The 25,722-nt window shown below is 70.6% G+C and carries 23 protein-coding genes; 14 read left to right on the plus strand and 9 right to left on the minus strand.

Annotated elements, in window-relative coordinates; genetic code table 11:
* Positions 1 to 44: 44 nt before the first annotated feature.
* Positions 45 to 245 (plus strand): helix-turn-helix domain-containing protein, encoded by a 201-nt coding sequence (locus tag ACIBVP_RS23925; RefSeq protein WP_396108478.1) that lies wholly within the window; start codon positions 45 to 47, stop codon positions 243 to 245.
* On the opposite strand, the gene ACIBVP_RS23930 is transcribed toward ACIBVP_RS23925, so the two are convergent.
* The 3 genes from ACIBVP_RS23930 to ACIBVP_RS23940 form a co-directional block, all read right to left on the minus strand.
* A complete protein-coding gene (locus ACIBVP_RS23930) occupies positions 242 to 760 on the minus strand; it encodes a GNAT family N-acetyltransferase (RefSeq protein ID WP_396108479.1) in 519 nt (172 codons plus the stop codon). The two genes, ACIBVP_RS23925 and ACIBVP_RS23930, sit on opposite strands and share 4 nt — an antisense overlap.
* A gap of 43 nt (positions 761 to 803) precedes the next feature.
* On the minus strand, positions 804 to 1,229 hold the full coding sequence (locus ACIBVP_RS23935) for an OsmC family protein (protein WP_396108480.1): 426 nt from the start codon (positions 1,227 to 1,229) through the stop codon (positions 804 to 806).
* A gap of 131 nt (positions 1,230 to 1,360) precedes the next feature.
* A complete protein-coding gene (locus ACIBVP_RS23940; protein WP_396108481.1) occupies positions 1,361 to 1,987 on the minus strand; it encodes a uridine kinase in 627 nt (208 codons plus the stop codon).
* Between the two features lie 163 nt (positions 1,988 to 2,150).
* Between ACIBVP_RS23940 and dnaE the strand changes: the two genes are divergently transcribed.
* Positions 2,151 to 6,890 carry a DNA polymerase III subunit alpha gene (gene dnaE / locus ACIBVP_RS23945; RefSeq protein WP_396108482.1) on the plus strand — a complete coding sequence of 1,580 codons (4,740 nt, stop codon included), beginning with the start codon at positions 2,151 to 2,153 and terminating at the stop codon, positions 6,888 to 6,890.
* Positions 6,891 to 7,000: 110 nt separating this feature from the next.
* Entirely contained in the window at positions 7,001 to 8,554 is a 1,554-nt protein-coding gene (locus ACIBVP_RS23950) for a phosphodiester glycosidase family protein (RefSeq protein WP_396108484.1), read from the plus strand.
* Positions 8,555 to 9,122: 568 nt separating this feature from the next.
* On the opposite strand, the gene ACIBVP_RS23955 is transcribed toward ACIBVP_RS23950, so the two are convergent.
* Positions 9,123 to 10,076: a GlxA family transcriptional regulator gene (locus tag ACIBVP_RS23955; protein WP_396108485.1), complete on the minus strand. Its 954-nt coding sequence runs from the start codon at positions 10,074 to 10,076 to the stop codon at positions 9,123 to 9,125.
* Between the two features lie 70 nt (positions 10,077 to 10,146).
* On the opposite strand from ACIBVP_RS23955, the gene ACIBVP_RS23960 reads away from it, so the two are divergent.
* Both ACIBVP_RS23960 and ACIBVP_RS23965 read left to right on the plus strand, forming a co-directional pair.
* Positions 10,147 to 11,025, plus strand: coding sequence for an NADP-dependent oxidoreductase (locus ACIBVP_RS23960; RefSeq protein WP_396108486.1), 879 nt, complete (start codon positions 10,147 to 10,149; stop codon positions 11,023 to 11,025).
* Between the two features lie 58 nt (positions 11,026 to 11,083).
* Positions 11,084 to 12,349, plus strand: a complete 1,266-nt coding sequence (locus ACIBVP_RS23965) for an adenosylmethionine--8-amino-7-oxononanoate transaminase (RefSeq protein WP_396108487.1) — start codon at positions 11,084 to 11,086, stop codon at positions 12,347 to 12,349.
* 178 nt (positions 12,350 to 12,527) lie between these two features.
* Here the strand turns inward: ACIBVP_RS23965 and ACIBVP_RS23970 are convergent, their stop codons facing one another.
* The gene (locus ACIBVP_RS23970; RefSeq protein ID WP_396108488.1) at positions 12,528 to 13,220 is read right to left on the minus strand and encodes a barstar family protein; all 693 of its coding nucleotides are present in this window, start codon (positions 13,218 to 13,220) and stop codon (positions 12,528 to 12,530) included.
* A 65-nt stretch (positions 13,221 to 13,285) separates the two neighbouring features.
* Between ACIBVP_RS23970 and bioD the strand changes: the two genes are divergently transcribed.
* From bioD to ACIBVP_RS23995, 5 genes are all read left to right on the plus strand, one after another.
* Positions 13,286 to 14,005 carry a dethiobiotin synthase gene (gene bioD, locus ACIBVP_RS23975; protein WP_396108489.1) on the plus strand — a complete coding sequence of 240 codons (720 nt, stop codon included), beginning with the start codon at positions 13,286 to 13,288 and terminating at the stop codon, positions 14,003 to 14,005.
* Positions 14,006 to 14,193: 188 nt separating this feature from the next.
* Positions 14,194 to 15,228 carry a biotin synthase BioB gene (gene bioB / locus ACIBVP_RS23980; RefSeq protein ID WP_396108491.1) on the plus strand — a complete coding sequence of 345 codons (1,035 nt, stop codon included), beginning with the start codon at positions 14,194 to 14,196 and terminating at the stop codon, positions 15,226 to 15,228.
* Positions 15,229 to 15,486: 258 nt separating this feature from the next.
* The gene (locus ACIBVP_RS23985; protein WP_396108492.1) at positions 15,487 to 16,092 is read left to right on the plus strand and encodes a DUF2567 domain-containing protein; all 606 of its coding nucleotides are present in this window, start codon (positions 15,487 to 15,489) and stop codon (positions 16,090 to 16,092) included.
* 30 nt (positions 16,093 to 16,122) lie between these two features.
* Entirely contained in the window at positions 16,123 to 16,485 is a 363-nt protein-coding gene (locus ACIBVP_RS23990) for a hypothetical protein (RefSeq protein WP_396108493.1), read from the plus strand.
* A 21-nt stretch (positions 16,486 to 16,506) separates the two neighbouring features.
* The gene (locus ACIBVP_RS23995) at positions 16,507 to 17,112 is read left to right on the plus strand and encodes a hypothetical protein (protein WP_396108494.1); all 606 of its coding nucleotides are present in this window, start codon (positions 16,507 to 16,509) and stop codon (positions 17,110 to 17,112) included.
* Positions 17,113 to 17,114: 2 nt separating this feature from the next.
* On the opposite strand, the gene ACIBVP_RS24000 is transcribed toward ACIBVP_RS23995, so the two are convergent.
* Positions 17,115 to 17,855 (minus strand): LON peptidase substrate-binding domain-containing protein, encoded by a 741-nt coding sequence (locus ACIBVP_RS24000; protein ID WP_396108495.1) that lies wholly within the window; start codon positions 17,853 to 17,855, stop codon positions 17,115 to 17,117.
* A gap of 10 nt (positions 17,856 to 17,865) precedes the next feature.
* Positions 17,866 to 18,582: an NUDIX hydrolase gene (locus ACIBVP_RS24005; protein WP_396108497.1), complete on the minus strand. Its 717-nt coding sequence runs from the start codon at positions 18,580 to 18,582 to the stop codon at positions 17,866 to 17,868.
* Positions 18,583 to 18,652: 70 nt separating this feature from the next.
* On the opposite strand from ACIBVP_RS24005, the gene nadA reads away from it, so the two are divergent.
* Genes nadA through nadC form a run of 3 tightly spaced genes read left to right on the plus strand, consistent with a single transcriptional unit; the run spans position 18,653 to position 22,112 of the window.
* The gene (gene nadA, locus ACIBVP_RS24010) at positions 18,653 to 19,663 is read left to right on the plus strand and encodes a quinolinate synthase NadA (protein ID WP_396108498.1); all 1,011 of its coding nucleotides are present in this window, start codon (positions 18,653 to 18,655) and stop codon (positions 19,661 to 19,663) included.
* On the plus strand, positions 19,660 to 21,270 hold the full coding sequence (locus ACIBVP_RS24015) for an L-aspartate oxidase (RefSeq protein ID WP_396108499.1): 1,611 nt from the start codon (positions 19,660 to 19,662) through the stop codon (positions 21,268 to 21,270). The genes nadA and ACIBVP_RS24015 overlap by 4 nt, the downstream gene beginning before the upstream one ends.
* Positions 21,267 to 22,112, plus strand: a complete 846-nt coding sequence (gene nadC / locus ACIBVP_RS24020) for a carboxylating nicotinate-nucleotide diphosphorylase (RefSeq protein ID WP_396108500.1) — start codon at positions 21,267 to 21,269, stop codon at positions 22,110 to 22,112. Before ACIBVP_RS24015 ends, nadC begins: the two co-directional genes overlap by 4 nt.
* Before the next feature lie 848 nt (positions 22,113 to 22,960).
* Here the strand turns inward: nadC and ACIBVP_RS24025 are convergent.
* Complete coding sequence (locus tag ACIBVP_RS24025) at positions 22,961 to 23,533, minus strand: TetR/AcrR family transcriptional regulator (RefSeq protein ID WP_396108501.1); 573 nt, start codon at positions 23,531 to 23,533, stop codon at positions 22,961 to 22,963.
* A 49-nt stretch (positions 23,534 to 23,582) separates the two neighbouring features.
* Here ACIBVP_RS24025 and ACIBVP_RS24030 point away from each other — a divergent pair, with 49 nt between their 5' ends.
* The gene (locus tag ACIBVP_RS24030; RefSeq protein ID WP_396108502.1) at positions 23,583 to 24,890 is read left to right on the plus strand and encodes a cytochrome P450; all 1,308 of its coding nucleotides are present in this window, start codon (positions 23,583 to 23,585) and stop codon (positions 24,888 to 24,890) included.
* Here the strand turns inward: ACIBVP_RS24030 and ACIBVP_RS24035 are convergent.
* Positions 24,887 to 25,651, minus strand: coding sequence for a carbon-nitrogen hydrolase family protein (locus ACIBVP_RS24035; protein ID WP_396108503.1), 765 nt, complete (start codon positions 25,649 to 25,651; stop codon positions 24,887 to 24,889). The two genes, ACIBVP_RS24030 and ACIBVP_RS24035, sit on opposite strands and share 4 nt — an antisense overlap.
* Between the last annotated feature and the right edge of the window lie 71 nt (positions 25,652 to 25,722).

The raw sequence follows: 25,722 nt of genomic DNA on the forward strand, positions 1-25,722 counted from the left end.
GCTCGCCGTCGCGTGAATTCCGGCAGCCGCACCCGACGATGCCGGTGACGACCGGGACCACGCCGCTGGAGTACCTGATCCAGTGGCGCATGAGTCTCGCGCGCGACGCCCTCGCGATCTCCGAGCTGGCCGCCGCGACCGGTTACCGCTCCGAGAGCGCGTTCAGCACCGCGTTCCGCCGCGTGGTCGGATCATCGCCCAGGACGTTCCGGGACGGGGCGCGGGCTGAGCACGCCGAACGCTAGGCGGGCAGCTCGCCGCGCAGCATCCGGTACAGCACCTCGTCCCGCCAGGCGCCGTCGCGGAACGTGTGCTCCTTCAGCACCGCCTCCCGCACGAACCCGGCCTTCTCCAGCGACCGCTGCTCGACGAGGTTCTCGGCCTCCGTCATCGCCTGAATGCGGTTGACCGGGGAGTGCGCGAACAGGTATCGCGCAAGGAGGAGCTGCGCGGCCGCCCCGTGCCCACGACCGCGCGCGGCGGGCAACAGGCTGATCCCGAACTGGAAGACGTGCACCGTGCGCCCGGTCTGCACGCGGTACCACGACACGAACCCGACGGCCGTGCCGTCCACCTCGACCATCAGCACACTGCGGTCGTCCGCGAGCAGCCCGTTCTCGGTGAACCGCCGCCGCCACATCCCCGGATCGGAGAACCCGCTCCAGTTGAACAGGCCGACCTGCTCCGGGTCGGCGAACATCTCGTCGAGCGTGTCGAGGTCCGGTTCGGTCACCGGACGCAGGCGCATCCCCTCGGTCATGCCCGCACCGTAGCCGCGGACACGACCGGGGAGCGCGTCTGTTTCAGACCAGCTCGGCGTCGAGCGTGATCGTCGTGCCGGTCAGCGCCGCCGAGACCGGGCAGTTCTTCTTGGCGTCCTCGGCGGCCTTCGCGAAGTCCTCCGCGGAGATGCCGGGGATGCTGGCGCGCACGGTCAGGTGGATGCCCGTGATGCCCTCACCCGGCTGGAACGTCACCTCCGCCTTGGTGTCGACGGTCTGCGGCGGGGTGCCCGCGCCCGCCAGGCCGTGCGACAGCGCCATGGAGTAGCACGTCGAGTGCGCGGCCGCGATGAGCTCCTCCGGGCTGGTCTTGCCGTTCGCCTCGTTCGCCCGGGACGGCCACGACACCTCGTAGGTGCCGATGCCGGACGAGTCCAGCGACACGGTGCCGGAGCCGTCGAGCAGCGCGCCCTCCCAGTGGGCGTTCGCGGTGCGGGTGGTTGCCATGTGTTCTCCTCCTGCGAGCGGGACTGTCGAGTGCCGGGCCTGAGTCTGCCGCACGGCACCGACAGTCGCGCGCTCGTGTGACCCGCTCGCCAGCGGCTCTCGAGACACTCGCTCACCTGTTCGATATACTGCTATCCATCCAGCAGCGCCGGGTGGGCCGGATCGTCCACCCGCACCGCGAAGTCGGCCGCGTACAGGGGGCGCGCGGTCGAGTGGTACCGCTCGAACGCGGGCAGGGACCACGCGTCGGCTTCCGCGGTGCGCCTGCGCAGCGCGGCGGGGGAGAGCCAGAGGTGAACGGCACAGTCGAACGGCAGGCCACGGCCGAGCAGCAGCTCACCGTCGAGCACCAGCACGCCACCGGGCGGCAGGTCCACGTACGCCGCGCGGGTGGCGCGGTCGGTCTCGGCGTTCCACAGGCTGGGCAGGATCCGCCCGGAGCCGCCGGGGGTCAGTGGCTCGAACACCTCACGCATGAGCCCACCGAGGTCCAGCCAGTCGTCGTGGCGGGCGTCGGGGTCGGTCCTGCCCCGCTCGAACCGCAGCGAGGCGGGCCGCAGGAAGTCCCGCGTGGACACCCGCCGTACCGGCCTGCCCGCCAGCCGCAGCGCGCTGCCGAGCCGGTCGGCGAACGCGCCCGGCTCGGCGGGCGGGGCACCGTCGACGCCCACTCTCGTCCACTCATCGCCCGCGCGGGTGATGATCGTCTCGGTCACCTCGGTGATCAGCAGGTCAGGCGAGACGGGGCGGAAACGCATGCGCCCGATCATGCCTCCCAGCCAGCAGTGCTTGTTAATTCGCTCCGCAAGCTCCGCTCAGTGTCGGTGCTGCGCGGTACAAATCAGCCATGTGCCCGAAGACTCCGACACGCCCCGAACCGGTCGTTCACCCCCGCGTCGACCCGTCGTAGGGTGGTGCCTCGTGGCGGCTGATTCGTTCGTTCATCTCCATGTGCACACCGAGTACTCGATGCTCGACGGCGCCGCCAAGGTCGCGCCGCTGTTCGCCGAGGCCAAGCGCCTCGACATGCCCGCCGTCGGCATGACCGACCACGGCAACATGTACGGCGCCGACCAGTTCTACCAGGAGTCGCGCAAGGCCGGGATCAAGCCGATCATCGGCATCGAGGCCTACATCGCGCCCGCCAGCCGCTACCACAAGAAGCCGATCTTCTGGGGCGAGGCGCGGCAGCGCAGCAGTGACGAGCTCGGCGAGGGCGGCGACGTCTCCGGTGGCGGTGCGTACACGCACATGACCATGCTCGCGGGCAACGCGACCGGCCTCCGCAACCTGTTCACCCTGTCGTCGCGGGCGAGCATGGAAGGTCAATATCGCAAGCCGAGATGCTTGCTGCCCGGTCAGGAGATCATGACCAGGGGTGGCATGAAGCGGATCGAGGAGGTCCACGTCGGCGACGAGGTGCTCACCCACCGTGGGCGTTTCCGGCGGGTCGTCGAGGTGATGCGCAACCACCACGACGGCGACATCTACGGCGTTCAGCTCAACAACCGCTACAACCGTGTCACGTGGATGACCGGCGAACATCCGGTCCTGATCCGGCACCGGAACGGCGTCAGGTCCTGGGTCGAGGCGCGGGACATCGTCGCCGGCCGGCCGGGAACCGGGACGCGTGAGATGGCCGACTACTGGAACAGCTGGGTGTGCATGCCGAGGGTGCGCTCGGATGCGGAACCGGTGACGTCGATCCGGACGGCGGAGCACGTCCGCTGGACACCGCTCGAGGGTGAACCCTACCGGTACTTCCGGGTAGCCGAACGCCGTGACATGGGCCCCACCAGGCACTACGGGACGTTGCAGGACGAGATCGAACTCGACTACGACTTCGGGTACTTTCTCGGGCTCTACATCGCAGAAGGCGGAGTCGACCGCGATCACACGGTCTCGTGGTACCTGCACGAGAACGAGCGCGATCTCGCCGACTTCTGCACGAAGATGGTCGAGAAGTACACCGGCAAGGAGACCGTCGTGCGCGGTCGGGGTGATCGCCCCGACTATCACGGCATCTCGGTGTCGGTCAGCTCCACACTGCTCGTGCAGCTGCTCAGCTCCCTCTGCGGCAAGGGTGCCGCCAACAAGCACATGCCCGAGTTCGTGTTCGACGCCCCGGAAGAGTTCATGCGCGGGGTGTTCGAGGGCGGGCTGGCCGGAGACGGGTCGCAGACCAGGCCCGAGGTCATCAGCATCGAGCAGACGTCGGTCCAGCTGCACTGGCAGATGCGAACTCTCGCCGCGCGCCTCAACGCCGACTTCGCCAGCACGTACTGCCAGCCGGACGACAACGAGAACCATGCGCCAAGCTATCGGGCGAACTTCTCCCCGTACGGCGAGCGTAGGTATCGGCGGACGTTGTCGGACGACGAGTTCGTCTACAAGCCCGTGCTCGACGTGCAGCGCAAGCCGTACTCGGGCCCGACGTTCAACATCGAGGTCGAGGACGACCACTCCTACGTCACCGACTTCGCGGTGCACAACTGCGATCGCGAGCTGATCTCCGAGTACGCCGAGGGCATCATCGCCACCACCGGGTGCCCGTCCGGGGAGGTCCAGACCCGGCTGCGGCTCGGGCAGACCGCTGAGGCCATCCAGGCCGCGTCCGACTACAAGGACATCTTCGGCGCGGGGAACTTCTTCCTCGAGCTGATGGACCACGGGCTGCCCATCGAACGGTCGGTGCGCGAGGGCCTGCTGATGATCGGCAAGCAGCTGAACCTGCAGCCGCTGGCCACCAACGACTCGCACTACGTGACGAAGGACCAGGCCGAGGCGCACGCGGCGCTGCTGTGTGTGCAGTCGGGCAAGACCCTGTCGGACCCGAACCGGTTCAAGTTCGACGGCGACGGCTACTACCTGAAGTCCGCGGCCGAGATGCGCGAGTACTGGGACAAGGAGGTCCCCGGCGCCGCCGACGCGACGCTGCTGATCGCCGAGCGGGTGGAGTCCTACGACGAGATCTGGGCACACGTCGACCGGATGCCCGTGTTCGACGTGCCGGAGGGCGAGGACCAGGCCAGCTGGCTGCACAAGGAGGTCATGCGCGGCCTGAACTGGCGGTTCCCCGAGGCCATCCCCGACGGGTACGTCGAGCGCGCCGAGTTCGAGCTGGGCGTCATCACCCAGAAGGGCTTCCCCGCGTACTTCCTCGTCGTCGCCGACCTGGTGCGGCACGCCCGCGAGATCGGCATCCGGGTCGGTCCGGGCCGTGGTTCGGCTGCGGGGTCGCTGGTCGCGTACGCGCTGGGCATCACGAACCTGGACCCGATCCCGCACGGCCTGCTGTTCGAGCGGTTCCTCAACCCCGAGCGCACCGCCATGCCCGACATCGACATCGACTTCGACGACCGCAGGCGTGGCGAGATGATCACCTACGCCACGGACAAGTACGGCGCCGACAAGGTCGCCCAGGTCATCACGTTCGGCACCATCAAGACCAAGGCCGCCCTCAAGGACTCGGCCCGCGTCCTGCACGGCCAGCCCGGCTTCTCGATCGCCGACCGGATCTCGAAGGCGCTGCCGCCGCCGATCATGGCGAAGGACATCCCGCTGTCCGGCATCGTCGACCCGAAGCACGAGCGGTACGCCGAGGCCGCCGAGGTCCGCACGCTGATCGAGACCGACACCGAGGTCGGCAAGATCTTCGAGACCGCGCGTGGCCTGGAAGGCCTGATCCGCAACGCGGGTGTGCACGCCTGTGCGGTCATCCTCTCGAAGAGCCCGCTGATGGAGTCGATCCCGCTGTGGCAGCGCGACGACGGCTCGATCATCACCGGCTGGGACTACCCGTCGTGCGAGGCCATCGGCCTGCTGAAGATGGACTTCCTCGGCCTGCGGAACCTGACGGTCATCGGCGACGCGATCGACAACATCAAGTCCAACCGGGGCGAGGACATCGACCTCGACCGGCTCCACCTGGAGGACAAGAACACCTACCAATTGCTGTCCCGCGGTGACACGCTCGGCGTGTTCCAGCTGGACGGTGGTCCCATGCGTGACCTGCTGCGGCGCATGCAGCCGACCGGGTTCGAGGACATCGTCGCGGTCGGCGCGCTGTACCGCCCGGGTCCGATGGGCATGAACGCGCACAACGACTACGCCGACCGCAAGAACAAGCGGCAGCAGATCAAGCCGATCCACCCCGAGCTGGAGGAGCCGCTCAAGGACATCCTCTCGGAGACGTACGGCCTGATCGTCTACCAAGAGCAGATCATGTTCATCGCCCAGAAGGTCGCGGGCTACTCCATGGGACAGGCGGACGTGCTCCGCAAGGCCATGGGTAAGAAGAAGGCCGAGGTCCTCGCGGAGGAGTTCACGCGCTTCGAGGCGGGCATGAAGGCCAGTGACCTGCGTCCGGGCGGTTTCTCGGATGCGGCGATCAAGGCGTTGTGGGACACGATCCTCCCGTTCGCTGGTTACGCGTTCAACAAGTCGCACGCGGCCGCGTACGGCCTGGTGTCGTACTGGACGGCGTACCTGAAGGCGAACTACCCGGCCGAGTACATGGCCGCGCTGCTGACGTCGGTGGCCGACAACAAGGACAAGTCGGCGGTCTACCTGTCCGAGTGCCGCCGCGCGGGCATCAAGGTGCTGCCGCCGGACGTCAACGAGTCGGGCCTGCGGTTCGCCGCGGTCGGCACCGACATCCGCTTCGGTCTCGGCGCGGTCCGCAACGTCGGCGCGAACGTGGTCGAGTCGGTCATCAAGACCCGTGAGGCGAAGGGCAACTACAAGAGCTTCACCGACTTCCTCGACAAGTCGGAGCTGGTGGTCTGCAACAAGCGTGTGATCGAGTCGCTGGTGAAGGCGGGCGCGTTCGACTCACTGGGGCACACCCGGCTGTCCCTGGTGCAGGCGCACGAAGAAGCCGTCGAAGCGGTGGTGGGCCTGAAGCGCCAGGAGGCCATGGGCCAGTTCGACCTGTTCGGCTTCGGTGACGACGAGTCGGCCGCCGAGTCGAGCGATTCCAGTCCGCTGGCCCATCTGAAGTTCACCCCGGACGAGTGGCCTCGCAAGCAGCTCCTGGCGTATGAACGGGAGATGCTGGGTCTGTACGTGTCGGCCCACCCGCTGGACGGCGCGGAACGCCTCCTGCGCAAACACGCACCGAAGCCGATCGCGGAGATTCTGGACAACCCGCCCAAGGAAGGCGAGATCGTCCTGTCGGGCATGATCTCCGCGATGGAACGCCGGGTGAACAAGCAGGGCGAACCGTGGTGCATCTGCACGATCGAGGACCTGGACGCCTCGATCGAGGTGCTGTTCTTCGCGAAGAGCTACTCGGTCCTGTCCCAGGACCTGGTGGAGGACGCCGCGGTGGCGGTGAAGGGCCGGGTCAACTGGAGAGAAGACAAGATGTCCGTCTTCGGCTCGGGTCTGATCCCGCTCGACTTCACCGACGCGGACCTGGCCGCCGCGGAGGAGGAGACTCCGTTCATCCTCCTGTGCAACCCGGGCAGGCTGAACGACGAGGTGGTGGGCGAACTGAAGAACACCCTGTCCGCCCACCGCGGCGACACCCCGGTGCACCTCAGGTTCGCGCACAAGGAGAACGGCATCACCCTCGCGCTGGACGACTACCCGATCAAGGTCACTCCGGCGTTCCTGGGCGAGATCAAGGCCATCCCGGGAGTCGCCGTCGACGCGTGATCGGCCGGGTGCGTCCACTGTTCAACCTGTGAACGTTCCCAGTTCAGCGGTCTGCCGCGGATCGGGGGATAGGTTGTCCCGCGAACCGCAGACGCAGAACGGAAACGCCTATGTGGACGAGGAAGTCGGCCGTCCTGGCCGGAGTTGCCCTGCTCGCCGCCACCCTGCAGGCGCCGCACGCCGTGGCGCGCGGCGCGGGTTTGCCGTTGGGACCGGCTGACCTGCCCGAGACCCGTTCGGTCCAGACGCTCCAGCCCGGGGTCACGTTGACCACGATCGTCCGGGGCGCGGCCGATCCGGCCACCACCTGGACGGTCGAGGTCGCCATCCCCGGTGGGAGCGGCTCGCCCGACCCCGACACGCCGCCGACGGCGCTCGCCGACCGCGCGCACGCGGACGCTCTCGCCGACTCGCTGACCGCGGCCGGTTTCGCGCCGCGGGTCGAGGAGGTCGTCACGCCGCGGGTGGCCGACTTCGCCGGTGGCGTCCTCGGTTTCCGGGTCCGGGTCGGCGACTTTCCCGTCAAGGCGGACGCCGACGCCGAGCGCGCCGCGATCCGGGCCGCGAAGTTCAGCGCGTCCACCGTTTTCACGGGCTGGGACGGGGAGCGTGCCGACCGCGGGCCGTGGGAGGTGCGGGTGTTGACGATCGATCCGCGCCGGTTCCGGGGTGATCTCGTCGGTGACTTCGGTCCCGACCTGGAGCTGCGCGAGACCACCAGCGCGCTCGCCGCGGCCAGGGGTGCGACGGCCGCGGTGAACGCCGGGTTCTTCGTGCTCGACCCCGCCGCAGGTGCGCCCGGTGACCCGGCCGGGGTGGGCGTCTACGCCGACCGGTTGCTGAGCGAGGCCACCAACGGGCGGCCCGCGTTCGTGTTCTCCGCGGACGGGGAGGACGCAGGCGTCGCCCGGCACACGTGGACTGGGACTGTCCGGAGTGGACACCGCGTGCTCGGGTTGGACGGGGTCAACCGGGTGCCCGGGCTGATCCGCAACTGTGGCGGCGTCGGTGACCGGCCGACGGACCGGCCGCTGCACGACACCACGTGCACCGACCCGGACGAAGCGGTGCTGTTCACGAGCGACTACGGCGTCGCCACGCCCGCGGGGCCGGGGGTGGAGCTGGTGGTCGACGACAAGAACCGGGTCACCGACGTGCGTGAACCGCGGGGTGGGCCGCTGGCGCCCGGCAGTCGTGCGATCCAGGGCACCGGCGACAAGGCCGACATACTGCGCACGTTCGGGTCACGGCTCACGATCACGAGCACGCTGCGTGGCACCACCGGCGACTACGTCCTGAACGGCGGCCCGGAACTGGTTCGCGACGGCCGTCAGCACGCAACCCCGGCCACCGACGGCATGGTGCGTCCGAACGACCCGAGCTTCTACTACGGCTGGGTCCACAAGCGGAACCCGCGCACGATCGCCGGTGTCGACCGGCAAGGCCGTGTCCTGCTGGCGACGATCGACGGTCGGAGCACCACGAGCCTGGGCCTGTCGATCGCGGAAAGTGCCGCGGTGGCACAGGCGCTGGGCATGCGCGACGCGATCAACCTGGACGGCGGCGGATCGACGACGATGGTCGCGAACGACCAGGTGATCAACAAGCCGTCGGACGCGGCAGGCGAGCGCCCGGTGGGCGACGCGATCCTGATCTTGCCCTGAAGCGTCGGTCCCGTGCCGTAGGCGAGAGCACCAGTCGGGTTCGAACTAAGCGCTCGGTCCTAGACGCCTCGCGCCGTAAGCGTCCGGACCGCGCACGATCGTAGGTTCTTGATAGTTTTCGACAGCCCAGTACTCGACTCTGTGTTCTTCAACGGGGGCGGTGTTTTCCGCGTGTGCCTCCGCGGCTGCCATTCGGTTGCGAACCATGACGCGGAGCCTCACCCAACCCTCTGGCAATTGCACAGCCTTCGACGATTCATTGCTGTACAGTGCCTGGAAAGTCAATGTGCCGTTGGCGCAGTCGAGGCTCCGTTCCGCAACCATTTCCCACTCGGCGTGTGGGCTGCGCGGGGGGCCATCGAGATGACGCAGACTCAGCGTGACACGACCCCAGTCAGTTCCGCACAGTATTGCGACCCACGAATCATCTCCAACGAACAAGCCGTCGTTGGTGTCGGGCCAGATCAGTTCGGTTCCACTGCTTGTGTGAATGTTGTACTGACCATCCTGTACTGGCATGGTCAGTACAACATCTGCCGCAAAATCCGGCACTATCTCACTTCTTCCCTCACCGTGTCTGGAACGTGCGCCGGTAGCTCATGGGCGACGTGCCCAGCACCGCCCGCACGTGGTGGCGCATCGCCGCCGCTGTGCCGAAACCTGCCTTGTCGGCCACGACGTCCACCGCCAGCTCCGTCGTCTCCAGCAGGTCCCGCGCCAGCTCGACCCGTTGCCGCATCAGCCACTGGCCGGGGCTCATCCCCACCTCGTCGCGGAACCGCCGGGTGAACGTGCGCCTGCTCATTCCCGCGCGTGCCGCCCACTCGTCCAACGCCACCACCTCGCCGAGCCTGCTCAGTGCCCACTCCCGTGCGCCGGCGGTCGTCGCCGTCGTCGGTTCCCGCACCGGGCGGCTCACGTACTGTGCCTGCCCGCCGTCGCGCCACGGGGGCACCACGCACCTTCGTGCGACCACGTTCGCGATCGCGCTGCCGTGGTCCCGGCGCACGATGTGCAGGCACAGGTCCACCCCGGCCGCCGCGCCCGCCGACGTCAGCACGTCGCCGTCGTCGACGAACAGCACGTCCTCGTTCATCCGCACCCGCGGGAACGTCGACCGGAACAGCTCCGAGTGCAGCCAGTGCGTCGTCGCGGGCCGCTCATCGAGCAGGCCCGCGGCGCCCAGCACGTACGCGCCCAGGCAGATCGACACCATCCGCGTCCCCGGCCGCACCGACGCCAGCGCCGCCTCGACCTCGGCGGGCAGGGTCTTCGCCAGGCACGCCTCGCTGGTCGGCGACGGGATCACCACCGTGTCCGCGGTCGCCAGCACCGACGCGTCGTGGTCGACGCTGATCGCGAAGTCCGCCGCCGTCCGTACCGGGCCGCCGTCGACCGTGCACGTCACGATCTCGTACAGCGGCCTGCCGTCGTCGGTGGTCGCGGTGCCGAAGATCCGCGACGGGATGCTCAGCTCGAACGGGATGACCCCGTCGAGCGCCAGAACAGCGACCCGGTGCATGGCCCGATCTTGTCACATCATGGCCTCCGGGCCACTGGCTGTTCATCGACCCCGGGGACAGGATGGAGTCATGCGAGCGATCATGGCGAAGCGAGCGGGCGGCCCCGAAGTACTCGAAGAGGTCGAGGTGGACCGGCCGGAACCAGGTCCGGTCGAGGTCCTCGTGCGGGTGCACGCCGCGGGCGTCAACCCCACCGACTGGAAAGGGCGCGCTCGCGGCGGCGCGGGCCCGTTCGTCCCCGGCTACGACGTGTCCGGCGTGGTCGAGGCCGTCGGGCCCGGCGTGCGGATGTACGCGCCCGGCGACGAGGTGTTCGGCATGCCGCTGTTCCCGAAGCACCCTGGCGCCTACGCCGAGTACGTGGTCGCGCCGCCCCGGCACTTCACGCGCAAGCCCGCGCGCCTCGACCACGTCACCGCGGCGGGGCTGCCGCTGGTCGGGCTGACCGCGTGGCAGTCCCTTGTGGACTTCGCGAACCTGCGGGCAGGGCAACGGGTGCTGATCCACGCGGCCGCGGGCGGTGTCGGGCACGTCGCCGTGCAGATCGCCAAGGCACGCGGCGCGTACGTCATCGGCACCGCCAGCGCGGCCAAGCACGACTTCGTGCGCGGACTCGGCGCCGACGAGGTGATCGACTACACGACGACCGACTTCACCGCCGCGACCGGCGACCTGGACGTCGTGCTCGACACCATCGGCGGCGACTACGCGCCGCGGTCCCGCCCGCTGCTGCGCCCCGGCGGCACCTACATCGCGCTCACCCCCGGCGAGGACTTCCTGCTGGTCGAACCGGACCACGCGGGCATGCTCGCGCTGGTCGACCTGGTGGAGACGGGCAGGCTGACGGTCGCGATCGACTCGGTCTTCCCGCTGGCCGACGCCGCGAAGGCCCACGAACGCGGCGAGACCGGCCGGGCACAGGGCAAGATCGTCCTGCAGGTGACCTGACGTGCTGATGGACCCCTTCAGCGCACTCGGCCGGGGACCGGCGGGCTAGCCTCCAGGGGTGACGGAGGATCTGGTCGCGCTCGACCGCGCGCACGTGTGGCACCCGTACGGCCCCATGCCGGGCAGGATCGACCCGCTCGTGGTCGAGTCGGCGTCGGGCGTGCGGCTGCGGCTCGCGGACGGGCGCGAACTGGTCGACGGCATGTCGTCGTGGTGGGCGGCGGTCCACGGGTACCGCAATCCCGTGCTGGACAAGGCCTTGAGCGACCAGGCGGGCCGGATGAGCCACGTCATGTTCGGCGGTCTCACGCACGAACCGGCGGTACGGCTCGCGACCACCCTGGCGGAGATCACGCCGGGGTCGCTCGAGCACGTGTTCCTCTGCGACTCCGGTTCGGTGTCGGTCGAGGTCGCGGTGAAGATGGCGCTGCAGCACTGGCGGTCGCTGGGCAGGCCGGAGAAGCGCCGGTTGATGACGTGGCGCGGCGGGTACCACGGCGACACGTTCCACCCGATGAGCGTGTGCGACCCGGACGGTGGCATGCACAGCCTGTGGCGGGGTGTGCTGCCCGCGCAGGTGTTCGCGGACGCGCCGCCCTCGGCGTTCGAGCACGACTACGTGGCGCACCTGGCGGCGGTGGTGGAGTCCCATGCGGACGAACTGGCCGCGGTGATCGTGGAGCCGGTGGTGCAGGGTGCGGGCGGCATGCGCTTCCACGACCCGCGTTACCTGCACGTGCTGCGTGAGCTGACCCTCGCGCACGACGTGCTGCTGATCTTCGACGAGATCGCGACCGGATTCGGTCGCACGGGCACGTTGTTCGCGGCGGACCAGGCGTCGGTGGCGCCGGACATCATGTGCGTCGGCAAGGCGCTGACCGGTGGCTACCTGTCGATGGGCGCGACGCTGTGCACCCCGGCGGTGGCCGACGGCATCTCCCGGGGCGAGGTCCCGGTGCTGGCGCACGGACCGACGTTCATGGGCAACCCGTTGTCGTCGGCGGTCGCGAACGCGTCGGTGGAGCTGCTGCTGTCCCAGGACTGGCAGGCCACGGTGAAGCGCATCGAGGCGGAGCTGGTGGCGGGGCTGGCTCCGGCGCGGTCGATGCCGGGGGTGCTGGACGTCCGCGTGCTGGGTGCGATCGGGGTGGTGCAGCTCGACCACCACGTCGACATGGCGGCCGCGACGGAGGCGGTGGTGGCCGAAGGGGTGTGGCTGCGCCCGTTCCGGGACCTGATCTACACGATGCCGCCGTACGTCACGGAGTCCGCGGACCTGGCGAGTATCACGAGGGGCGTGCTCGCGGCGGCGGCCGTGGCGTGATCGTGGCGTGGCCGCCGGCCCCCTCGAACCACGCTACGGCAACCCACCGACAGGAAACCGTGGCAGGCACCGGATTCGGCTCAGCCTGTGGACCACACCGTCCGCTGTGGACAACTCCGCTCGCGCGGCCGATCGTCGTCGGTACCGTGCCGTAGGCTGGAAACCGGGGGCCGGAGGCTCACCGAAGGTGCACGTCCACGCCGCCCTCCCGCAGCACCGACACCACCGCCGCGAACTCCGGCACCCGCGCCCTCGCCACGTCGGCATCGCGCCACTCCAGCGTGAACGGCGGCACCGCTCCGAACCCGCCGCGCAGGCAGTCGGCCACCGCGTCCAGGTTCCACCCGTAGTACCCGCCCGGCCCGTTCACCGCCTCCCCGAGCGCGCAGTACACGGCGTCCACGTCCACGAGGTCGCGACCGTCGAGCGGGCCCGCCGGCCCGTGGACGCGACGGTTGAGCGCCACCGACAGCCACGCCCGCCGCCCGTACGCCCGCCACAACCCCGGCCGGTCGAGCCGCCCGGTGCGCACCAGCTCCCACACCGCCGCGGCGCCCGGCTCGACGACGCGACCCGCTCGGACGGTCAGGTCCACCAGCCCGGGCCGCCCCGGCGTCATCCGTGCGGCCACCGGGGAGAAGCCGGTCAACGCGTACCTGCCGACAGGTACACCGGCCGCGTCGAGCAGCGACAGTCGCGCGGCACCACGGAAAGCGCGGCGCGACCCGATCCGTTCCAGCTGGTCGGCCACCGCACCGCGCAGGGCCAGCCCACACAGGACCACCTGCTCGTCGCCCTCGAAGAAGCCGTCCAGGCCGGTGCCGTGTCCCCACAGGACGTCGCCCGCGGTCAGGGCGTAGTGCCACTCCATCCAGCGACCGTATCGGCAGGGGCGGTTGAGGTCGGTGCGAGCGGGTGGGACTAGCCTGACGCCCCGTGAGTTTCATGGTGCTCACGGGAACCGGTACCGGTGTCGGGAAGACCGTCGTCACGGCGGCCGTCGCCGCGTTGGCGCTGTACAAACGGCGCAGCGTGGCGGTGCTGAAACCGGCGCAGACGGGGCTCGAGCCGGGTGAACCCGGGGATGTCGACGAGGTCACGCGCCTCGCCGGCGACGACGTCACCACCTGGGAGCTCGCGCGCTTCCCCGACCCGCTGGCCCCCGCGACGGCCGCGCGCCGCGCGGGCATCATGCCGGTCACCCCCAAGCAGGCCGCCGCGGCCGCCGTCGAGCTGTCCCGCGGACACGACCTCGTGCTGGTCGAGGGCGCGGGCGGGCTGCTGGTGCGCATGGACGACCAGGGCGGCACCCTCGCCGACGTCGCCTGGTCCGCCGCCGCGCCGGTGCTGATCGTCGCCAACGCGGGCCTCGGCACCCTCAACGAGACAGCGCTGACCGCCGAGGCGTTGCGCCGTCGCGGCATCGAGTGCGCCGGTGTCGTGGTGGGTTCGTGGCCCGCCGAGCCCGACCTCGCCGCGCGGTCCAACCTCGACGACCTGCCGGTGGCCGCGGACGCGCCGCTGGTGGGCGCCATCCCGGCCGGTGCGGGCGAGCTGACCAGGCCGAAGTTCCTGGACATGGCGATCCGCTCGCTCGCCCCCGAACTGGGTGGCGAGTTCGACGCCGGCGGCTTCGCGGCCGAGCACGCCGCCTAGCCCGGCGACCTCGGCACGTCGAGGTTCACGTACACCGGCACCTTTGCCCTCCTGCCCAGGTGGCGGAAGGCGTCGATGAGTACTCGCGCTTGAGCGCGGCTCGCACGCGTGACATACATCGCGTCCGGTGGCCGGGGTGGTCAGGCACACTGGGGCGGATCAACGCGCTCGACGAACATGGAGGCACCGTGACCGCAGCTGCCGAACGGACCGGGACAGAGTCGGTGACCGACCCCATCGCCGCCGCCAGGGAGCAGGTCCTCGAACGCGGTGTCGGCCTGGGCGAGGAGCAGATCCTGGAGATCCTGCGCCTGCCCGACGACCGGATCCCGGAGCTGCTCGCACTCGCCCACGAGGTGCGGATGCGCTGGTGCGGGCCGGAGGTCGAGGTCGAGGGCATCGTGAGCCTCAAGACCGGCGGCTGCCCGGAGGACTGCCACTTCTGCTCGCAGTCCGGGCAGTTCCCCTCCCCGGTGCGCTCGGCGTGGCTGGACATCCCGGGCCTGGTCAAGGCCGCGCGGGAGACCGCGGCGACCGGCGCCAGCGAGTTCTGCATCGTCGCCGCCGTGCGCGGGCCGGACAAGCGCCTGCTCTCGCAGGTGCGGGACGGCATCAGGGCCATCCGCGAGGACGGCAACGACATCCAGATCGCCTGCTCGCTGGGCATGCTCACGCAGGAGCAGGTCGACGAGCTGGTCGAGATGGGTGTGCACCGCTACAACCACAACCTCGAGACCGCCCGTTCGCACTTCCCGAGCGTCGTCACCACGCACTCGTGGGAGGAGCGCTGGGACACGCTGAAGATGGTCCACGCGGCCGGTATGGAGGTGTGCTGCGGCGGCATCATCGGCATGGGGGAGAGCGTCGAGCAGCGCGCCGAGTTCGCCGCCCAGCTCGGCGAGCTGGACCCGCACGAGGTCCCGATGAACTTCCTGATCCCGCAGCCGGGCACGCCCTACGAGAACTACGAGATCGTCGAGGGCAAGGACGCGCTGCGCACCATCGCCGCGTTCCGCCTCGCGCTGCCGCGCACGATCCTGCGCTTCGCGGGCGGCCGTGAGCTCACGCTCGGTGACCTCGGCGCCGAGCAGGGCATGCTGGGCGGCATCAACGCGATCATCGTCGGCAACTACCTCACCAACCTCGGTCGGCCCGCGCAGCAGGACCTCGACATGCTGGCGGAGCTGAAGATGCCGGTGAAGGCGCTGAGCGAGCACCTGTGAGCGAGACCCCGGCCTTCTGCGTCCACTGCGGGAAACCGCTGGACGACGGCGATCACCCGCGGTGCTCGGGGGCCCAGGCGGCCCTCGACCCACCGCGGTTCTGCCCCGAGTGCGCGCGGCGCATGATCGTGCAGGTCACGCCCTCGGGGTGGTCGGCGCGCTGCAGCCGACACGGTGAGCGCTCGTCGGTAGACGCTGGGTACTAGTCTTTTCGCTACGGGCCGTACCGGTCCGGGGCAGGACTAGCGGGAGGTCGGAGTGTCGGAACAACCGGTCGGGGAGCAGGCAGCGCCGCACCGGGGGCCCGAGTACCCGATCTTCCCGCCCCCGGCGTACGCGTGGCGTCCGCCGGTGCCACACGTCGTGGTCAAACGTGACCTGCTGCCGTCGGTCAGCGTGCTGTCCACGGTCGCGCTGCTGGGACTGGCCGTCGGCTGGCTGTGGTCGCGTCTCGCGCCGCCACAGCGGCAGGTCATCACCCAGGACGGGAAGCCGGCGAACCTGATCGACGAGAGCTACCACCGCTTCGACGGGCTCGTGATCTTCATGCTGTTGTGCGTCGCGGCGGGGGTGGTGGCGGCCGTCGCCGTCTGGTTCCTGCGGGAACGCCGTGGCCCGGTGGTCATGGTGGCCGCCACGGCCGGTGGTGCGCTGGGCGGCTGGCTCGCGATGTCGGTCGGCAAGGCGTGGGCGGACGGCCGCTGGCCCGCGCCCGCTTCGGTGAAGCCGCTGGACATCGTGTCGGTGCCGCCGTCGATCGAGTCGGCGTGGGCGATCCTGTTGTGGCCGCTCACGACCGCGCTGGTGTACGGCGTGCTCGCCGCCATGAACGGCATGGACGACCTGGGCCGCCGCCTCGGCTGACGCAGGGCTGTCCCGTCGAGGAACACGGCGGTGATCGCGGCACCGGCCTGCTCGGTGCCGATCTGCCCGGCCGCGACGAGCCGGAGCACCCGTTCCAGCAGCCCGGTGAACATCTCGAACTGGATCTCCACCGGCACGTCTGCGCGCAGTGTGCCGTCGGCGACGCCGCGTGCCAGCAGTTCCCGCACCGGACCGGCGAGCTTGCGGTCCAGCTCGTTCTTGCGTGCGTGCGCGATCACCCCGTACCTGCTGCTCGCGGTCATGAAGCCGCGCGCCAGCCGCGCGATGCCTCCCGCACGGGGACGGTCGTCACCTCGGCGTCGGTCCCGGCTGGCGGACCTGAGCACGCGCCGGGACCGGTCCCGGCCCGGCGGGGCGAGAGTGCACGTCTGACTGACTCGGGCAGGGGGATCGGTGGGCGGCACGCAGTCCTTCGGGGCGAAGATCGCGTTGATCGTCGGCGTGGCCTGCACCGTGGCGGTGCTCGGTGTGGCGGTGTTCTCCATCGTCGATCCTCGCGGGATGTACACGGACAGCGCCTACTGCTCGTTGCGCCAAGAGGATCGCGGTCCGTACCACGAGGACGTGGCGCCATATCGGGGCGACGGCCCGCATCCCGTCCTCATGCTCCGTGACGAATCCAGGCCCCAGCACCACGCGGGCGAACTGTCGAGTGAGCTTCCCGGGAGCTGGCGGGCGAGTTCGACCGACGACATCCAGCTCGTCGTCTGTGAAACCGGGTCGACGAAACTGCCGAAGGAGACCTGTCGCTACCACGGTGGCCGAACCGTGGTCCACGAGACTGTGTCCTACTACTTCAGCGTCATCGAGGCAGCGACAGGCGAGTTGTTGAGACAGTTCACGGTGTACAGCACCGACTACGGCGGTTGCGAGCGCGTGGTAGTCGTGCCTGACGAGGAATACGGATCCGAGGTGACCACGGTCGACAGCCACGTCGAGCCCACGGTGGCCGTCCTCCTCGGCGAGCTGAAGCACTACGTCGAGGATTTCGTCCCGTAGGGTCAGTTCTCGATCGCCTGCTGGTGCAGGTCCGCTGGGGGAGCGGGGATCGCGTGCAGCGTCGCCAGGATGCCCGCCTCACGGCTCAGCAGCCGGGTCACCAGACGCAGCCGGTGCAGCGGCCGCGTCTCCTCCAGGATGCGCTGCCGGTCCTCCAGCGGCAGCAGGCAGTCCGTGGCGAGCAGGTGTGCCAACGACGCCACGTCGACGTCCTCGGCGGGTTCGGTCCAGTCGCCCTGCTTCCACGCCGCCTGGCAGTACCGCCGGTACGCCGCCCTCGCCGACGCGACCAGCGCCACGACCGTGTCGTCGGGCATCCGCTGCCCGGGGATCATCGCGGGCGCGTCCGGCAGCCACTCGACCGTGCCCATCAGGTACGGCGCCGCCTCGGGGTCCACGGACAGCAGCCGGAACCGGTGCTCGCCGAGGGTGACGATGTCGAAGCGCCCGTCCGGCAGCCGTGCCGCCTGGCGCAGGATGGCCGCGCACCCGATTGGTTTCAGCTGTTCGAGTGACGTCACTTCGACCCCGGCCGACGGTGCGAGCGCGACGACCCCGAAGCGCTTCTCCGGCACGGTGCCGGTGATCAGGTCGACGGTCAGCTGCCGGTACCTGGGTTCGAAGACGTGCAGCGGCAGGGTGACCCCGGGCAACAGCACCGTCTGCAGCGGGAACAGCGGCAGTGGCAGCGGCGTCAACGGAGGCGTCGGCGGAGGCGGCGGTGATGTCGGACCCGTGGGCACGGACCCAAGGTTAGGTTGCCGCGCCACCTCTCGCTTGGTTCGGCGGACGGAGGACTGCGAACGGGTCCGTGACCTCGATGCCCCGCTGGGTGAACCGGAACAACGCGGCCGGGCGGCCGCCCGCTTTTCCTGGTTGCGCTGTGTCACCGGTCGGTTCGAGCAGACCGCGCCGCGACAGCACCCGCTGGAGGTTCGTCGCCGAGACGCGGTACCCGAGCGCGGCCGAGTACAGGGCGCGCAGCGCGGAGATCGTGAACGTCGGCGGCGCCAGCGCGAAACCCAGGTTCGTGTACGACAGTTTCGCCCGCAGCCGGTCCCGCGCTCGACGAACGATGGACTCGTGGTCGAACGCGGTGCGGGGGAGCGCGTCCACCGGGTGCCACGCCGTGTCCGACGGCAGCGCCGGGTCGCCGTCGGAGGGGACGAGCCCGAGGAACGCCGACGCGATCACCCGCTCACCCGGCACCCGGTCCGGCGCGCTGAACACCGCGAGCTGCTCTACGTGCGACAACTGCCGCACGTCGACCTTCTCCTCGAGCTGGCGGCGGATCGAGGACTCCACGTCCTCGGTCGACCCGAGCCGTCCGCCCGGCAGTGACCATCGGTGCGCGTGCGGTTCCTGAGCGCGTTCCCAGAGCAGGACCTGGAGTGATCCCGCTCGCACCTGGAGCACCGCGGCCAGCACTTCGTGGTCGGACACGGTTAACGCGGTGGTAGCATTGGGCATGTTTTCGATCCTAAGGCGAAAACCTCGGGAGAGGAAACGGACAGGCGGACCGTAGCCCAAGGAGGGATCAGTGGCCGCAACGTTCACCGAAGACCTGGCGCCGTTCACGGGGGTGGAGCCGGACGCCGCGTGGCGCGACGAGGTGCGCAGGCTCGCGAAGGAGCGCGACGCCGTACTGCTCGCGCACAACTACCAGCTGCCGGAGATCCAGGACATCGCCGACCACACCGGCGACTCGCTCGCGCTGAGCCGCATCGCCGCCGCCAGCGACGCGTCCACGATCATCTTCTGCGGTGTCCACTTCATGGCGGAGACCGCGAAGATCCTGGCGCCCGAGAAGACCGTCCTCATCCCGGACGCGCGGGCGGGCTGCTCGCTGGCCGACTCCATCACCGCGGACCAGCTGCGCGCGTGGAAGGCCGAGCACCCCGGCGCGGTCGTCGTGTCCTACGTGAACACGACCGCGGACGTGAAGGCCGAGACCGACATCTGCTGCACCTCCTCCAACGCCGTCGACGTGGTCGCCTCGATCCCCGCCGACCAGGAGGTCCTCTTCCTCCCGGACCAGTTCCTCGGCGCGCACGTCAAGCGTGAGACGGGCCGGGAGAACCTGCACATCTGGGCGGGCGAGTGCCACGTGCACGCCGGCATCAACGGTCCCGAGCTGGCCGAGCGGGCCGCGGCGAACCCCGACGCGGACCTGTTCATCCACCCCGAGTGCGGCTGCGCCACCTCCGCGCTCTACCTCGCGGGTGAGGGCATCGTGCCGAGCGCGCAGGTCAAGATCCTCTCGACCGGCGACATGGTCACGCAGGCCCGTGCCACGTCGGCGAAGTCGGTGCTCGTGGCGACCGAGGTCGGCATGCTGCACCAGCTGCGCCGCGCCGCGCCAGAGATCGAGTTCAACGCCGTGAACGACCGCGCGTCCTGCCGGTACATGAAGATGATCACCCCGGCCGCACTGCTCCGCGCGCTGCGCGAGAACAAGGACGAGGTGCACGTGGACGCCGAGACCGCGGCCCGCGCGCGCGGCGCCGTGCAGCGGATGATCGAGATCGGCAAGCCCGGCGGTGGCGAGTGACTGCCAACCCACACTGGGAGGCGAGCGCCGACCTCGTGGTGGTCGGCACCGGCGTTGCCGGGCTGACCGCCGCGCTGCGTGCCCGTGAGCTGGGCCTTTCCGTCCTCGTCGTCACGAAGGACGCGGCCGACGGCGGCAACACGCGCTGGGCGCAGGGCGGTGTCGCGGTCGTGCTGGGCGACGTCGAGGCCGACTCGGTGGCGCGGCACGTCGACGACACGCTCGTGGCCGGGGTCGGCCTGTGCGACCCCGTGGCCACGTCCCGGATCATCGGGGCGGGCCCGGCGGCCGTCGCCCGGCTGTGGGGACTCGGCGCGGAGTTCGACCGCGAGGGCGACCGCCTGGCGCGGACCCGCGAGGGCGGGCACACCGCGTTCCGCGTGGTCCACGCGGGCGGCGACGCCACCGGTGCCGAGGTCGAGCGGGCGCTGCTCGCGGCCTCGCGGGACGGGCGCGTGCCGATGCTCGAGCACCACACGGCCGTCGACACGCTGCGCACCCCGGCCGGTGAGGTCGCCGGGCTGCTGGTCCTCGACGCGAACGGGGTGCCGGGCATCCTCGTGGCACCGGCGGTTCTGCTCGCCACCGGCGGGCTCGGGCAGCTGTACCAGGCGACGTCGAACCCGTCCGTCGCGACGGCCGACGGCATCGCGATCGCGCTGCGGTCCGGTGCGCCGGTCGCGGACCTGGAGTTCGTGCAGTTCCACCCCACCGTGCTGTTCACCGGTTCCGGCGCGCGCGGGCGGTGCCCGCTCGTGACCGAGGCCGTGCGCGGCGAGGGCGCGGTGCTGGTCGACGCGCGGGGCGACCGCGTCATGGCCGGGGTGCACCCGCAGGAGGACCTGGCGCCGCGGGACGTGGTGTCGGCGGCGATCACCCGCCGTATGGCGGCGCTCGGCGACGACCACGTGTACCTGGACGCGACGCACCTGTCCGCGGCGGAGTTCCGGCGCCGGTTCCCGACCGTGCTGGCGGCGTGCCTTTCGGTCGGCGTCGACCCGTCGGTGGCGCCGATCCCGGTCGCCCCGGCCGCGCACTTCTCGTGCGGCGGCGTGGTGACCACTGTGGACGGACGAACGGCGGTGCCCGGCCTCTACGCCGCGGGGGAGGTGGCACGGACCGGCCTGCACGGCGCGAACCGGTTGGCGTCCAACAGTTTGCTGGAGGGGCTCGTGGTCGGCGCGCGTGCGGCGGAGTCGGTCGCGGCCGACCTGGCGCTGGGCGTGCCGGCGGAGCGGCGGCTGGCGGCGTGCCGGCCGGTGCCGACCGCGCCGGTCGCCGACCGCGACACACTGCAGCGCGTGATGAGCCGCTACGCCGCGATCGGCCGCGACGCGGAAGGCCTCGCGGTGGTCGGCTCCGTGCTCGACGTGTCCGCTGTGGACCGTCCACTGTCGACACGTGAGCTCGTGGAGGACGCGGCGCTGACGTTGACGGCACGCGCGCTGATCGCCGCGGCCGCCGCCCGCGAGGAGTCCCGCGGCTGCCACGTGCGCGACGATTTCCCTGCCACCGAGCCGGAATGGGCCCGCAGCCTGACGGTGCGGCTCACCCCGTCGGGCCAGCCGATGATCCCGGAACCCGCGATGGCGAGGGGAGCGGCATGAGCATCGACCACGAGGACCTCATGCGCGTGGTGAGGACCGCGCTGGACGAGGACCTGCGGTACGGTCCGGACGCGACCACCGAGGCGACGGTGCCCGAGGACGCGGTCGCGACGGCGACGATCGCCCCGCGCGCCTTCGGGACCGTGGCGGGGATCCCGGCGGTACGCGCGGTGTTCGACGAGGTGATCGGCGACTACGAGGTGCTGTCCACCATGGCGGACGGCGCGCGTGTCCGCCCCGGCGACGACGTGCTGGTGGTCCGCGCTCCGGTCCGGCGCCTGCTCACGGCGGAACGCACGGCGCTGAACCTGCTGTGCCACCTGTCGGGCGTGGCGACCGCGACCGCGGCGTGGGTCGAGGCGGTGGCGGGTACCGGCGTGGCGATCCGCGACTCCCGCAAGACGCTGCCGGGCCTGCGCCTGCTGGAGAAGTACGCGGTCCGCTGCGGTGGTGGCGTCAACCACCGCCTGGGCCTGGGCGATGCCGTGCTGATCAAGGACAACCACGTCGCGGCCGCGGGTTCGGTGGTGGCCGCGTTGCGCGCGGCCCGCGACCGGGCGCCGGACCTGCCGTGCGAGGTGGAGGTCGACAGTCTGGACCAGTTGGACGAGGCGCTCGCGGAGAAGGCGGAGCTGGTGCTGCTGGACAACTTCACCCCCGAGCACTGTGTGACCGCTGTTCGTCGGGTCGCGGACGTCGGCGCGTCGACGAAGCTCGAGGTGTCGGGCGGGCTGAAGATCGCCGACGCGCGCGTGTACGCGGAGACGGGGGTGGACTTCCTGGCGGTGGGCGCGCTGACGCACTCGGCGCCCGCGCTCGACCTGGGGCTGGATCTGCGGTGAGCCGTGACGGGCCCCGTTGTGGGTGGTGTCCTCGCCGGACGGCAGATCTCGGGGAGGGCAGGGCACGATTTCGGCTGTGGGAGATTTGGCAAGGGCAGGCAGGCCGTCTTTGTGGGCTTGCGTGTGGGCGGGGTCCGTTTCGCGGGCGGGCGCGCAGCGCCCGGCGGGCATCCGCCGGGCGCCGTGTTGTGAAAGGCGCGTTCGCGGCATCGCCGGGTGCCGCGAAGGGCGCTTTCGCAGCACTGAGCGCCGGTAATGCGCCTTTCACAGCACCGCCCGGCCCGCGCAGCGGGCCAGGCTCGTACACGGCCGACCTTGATCACCGGTCGATCCGGGACGTTGAGTGTCCCGAAAGCGTCCCTCAGGACGTTGAGTGTCCCGAAAGGCCCCTTCGGGGCATCCTCCGGCCGGGCGCGCAGCGCCCGAGACCCCGCGAAGCGGGCAAGGCCCCCAAGCAGGCCGGGCGCAAGCCCACAAAGACGGCCTGCCTGCCCTCCCGTCGACCTGGCGAAGCCCGATCACACCGGGTCAAGGGGCCAGCCGAAAGCACCCCGTGCCCGAAACACCGGCCCCTTGACGCGGTGTGATAGCCCGGAGGGAGGTCGACGGGAGGGCAGGCACACCCATCCTCGCCAATCTCAACAAGCCCGAACCGTGAAGCCCCCTCCCCGAGATCAGCCCGTCCGGCGAGGACCCCCCGGAGGGAAACCCAAACCGCCCGTACACAACCGAGCCTGATCATCGGCGGATTCGGGCTCAACGTCCCACAAGCACCAATGATCATGCTCGGTCATCCGCGTGGACGCGGCACCGGCTGGGCCGGCACACACTGTCACAGCCCAGGACTCTCAGCCGGACAGCGCGCGCAGATCGGCGAGACCGCGCAACAAATCCTCGCCACGCGGTGCGGCGGCCGGGTCGAGCAGCCACTGCATGGCCAAGCCGTCGCACACCGCCATCACCCAGCTCGCCACCGCGGCGCAGCGTGGGTCGTCGGGGGTGGTCGACAGTGCGTCGGCGATGATGCGGCTCGCTGCCGTGCGTACGTTGCGGTACGTCCCCGCCAACTGCTCGCGCAGATCCGGGGAGCGGTCCGCCTGCGCCATCGCCTCCACGAACGACACCAGCAGTGCCCGCCGTCCGCCGACGTGTTCGAGGAACGCCGCCCACGTTCGGTGCGCCCGTTCCATCGGCGACGCGTGTGGGTCGGCCAGTGCGATCTCCGCCAGCTGCCGCGCCCACTCCTCGAACAGTTCACCCAGCGCCGTGTTCAGGAGGCCCGCCTTCGAGCCGAAGTGGTATCCGATCGAGGCCAGGTTCGTGCCCGACGCGGCGACGAGGTCACGCGCGGTGATGTGCGCGTATCCCTTGTCCTCCAGCAGTTGCCGTGCGGCGGCGAGCAGCTGTTCCCGGTGGCCCACCGGATGATCGTACTTGTGCCGCCGATCTATACGCGCGTATAAAATGGGCATGGCCACGGTCGAGGCACGTTCCGCAACCGCCCTGCCGCCCGGGTCGGACCTGCCCACGCTGGTCCAGACGATCCTGTTCCTGGCCTTCCGCCGTCAGATCCACGCGCGCTGGCGCCGCCGCTACGGCGAGGTGTTCACGTCCCGCGTCGCGGGCGGCCGGACCATCGTCACGCTGAGTCGACCGGAGCACATCCGCCAGGTCTTCGCGGGTGCGCCGACCGTCTTCCACGCCGGTGAGGGCAACGGGCTGCTGGCACCGGTCATGGGCAGGCACTCGCTGCTCACCACCGACGAGGACGAGCACCTGCGGGCCCGCAAGCTGCTGATGCCCGCGTTCAACGGCGCCGCCCTGCGCGGCTACCGCGACCTCATGACCGGGCTGGCCGTGACCGACGTCGAACGTTGGCCCGTCGGCACGCCGTTCGCCGTGCACCCGCGCATGAACGCGGTCACGCTGGAGATCATCCTGCGGGTCGTGTTCGGCATGGCCGACGGGCCACGGCTGGCGCGGCTGCGGCCGCGGCTGCGCCGCATCTCCGAGATCGGCCCGCTCACCGTGCTCGGCTGGAGCTACCCGCGGCTGCGCCGGTTCGCCTTCTGGCGCCGCAACTGGGACAACCTGCACGCCGCGGACCGGCTGCTGTACGCGGAGATCGCCGACCGCCGCGCGGTCGGTGACCTGTCTGAACGCGACGACGTGCTGTCCCGCCTGCTCACCGCGGCGGGCGACGAGCTGACCGACGTCGAACTGCGCGACCAGATGATCACCCTGCTGCTGGCGGGCCACGAGACCACCGCGACCGCGCTCGCCTGGTCCTTCCACGAACTCGCGCGTCGCCCCGACATCCTGCGTACCGCACAGCGCGCCGCCGACGACGGCGACGACACCTATCTGGAGGCCGTGGCGAAGGAGGCCATGCGTCGCCGCCCGGTGATCCAGAACGTGGCGCGTGTGCTGACCGAGCCGGTCGAGCTGGCGGGCTACCGGCTGCCCGCGGGCACCGTCGTCGCACCGAGCATCTCACTCGTGCACCGCGACGCGACCGTCCACAACGAACCGGACGACTTCCGGCCCGGCCGGTTCCTCGGCAAGCCACCGGAGTCGGGTACGTGGATTCCGTTCGGCGGCGGGGTGCGCCGCTGCATCGGCGCGGGCTTCTCGCTGCAGGAAGCGGTCGCGGTGCTGAAGGAAGCCCTGACCCGCTACGACATCCGCCCGGCGAGCGACCACGCCGAGTTCCCGAAGCCCCGCAACATCACGCTCGTCCCGTCGCGCGGCGCCCGGATCGTCGCGATCCCGCGCTAGAGCCGTCGGTTCGCCAGCACCGGGATGTTCTCGCGCACCCGCGCGACCCGGTCCAGGTCGAGGTCCACCACCAGCAGCTCCGGGTCCGCGCCGGCCGACGCGAACACCGACCCGTCCGGCGCCGCGACGAGGCTGTGCCCGATGCCGGTCGGCGCCTTCGACGGCACACCGGGGTCGGCCTGCCCGCACGCCACGACCCAGCACGTCGAGTCCAGCGCCCGAGCCCGCACGAGCAGCTCCCACTGCTCCCGCTTGCCCGGCCCGGCACCCCACGACGCGCCCAGCAGCACCACCGACGTGCCCTCGTCCGCGAGCCCGGTGAACACGCCGGGGAACCGCACGTCGTAACACGTCGCCAGACCGATGTCGCCCAGTACAACCAGATCGTCACCGGGAGCGACGGTCCGCGACTCCTGGAAACCGAACGCGTCGTAGAGGTGGATCTTGTCGTAGCCCACGTGGTGCGCACGGCTCGTGGCCAGGAGCGTGTTGAACACCCGCCCGTCCGGCGACGGCGTGAACATCCCCGCCACCACGAGCACGTCGTGCTCGCTCGCGATGTCGCGCACCGCCGACGCCCACGGGCCGTCGAGCGGTTCCGCGATCGGGCCCAGTGACGTGCCGAAACACGCCATCGTCGCCTCCGGGAACAGGACGACGGACGCGCCGTCGGCGGCCGCGGTCTTCACCTGTGCCGCCACCAGTTCGAGGTTCGCCGACGGCGACGGAGCGGACGTGATCTGGCTCAACGCGACACGCACGGCGACCGACCTCCTGGTGTGAGAATGTCTGATCCCTCCACGCGAGGATAGGCCGCCCGGCTAGGGTCGGG

The sequence above is a fragment of the Actinophytocola sp. NPDC049390 genome, assembly GCF_044466355.1.
GTDB lineage: Bacteria > Actinomycetota > Actinomycetes > Mycobacteriales > Pseudonocardiaceae > Actinophytocola.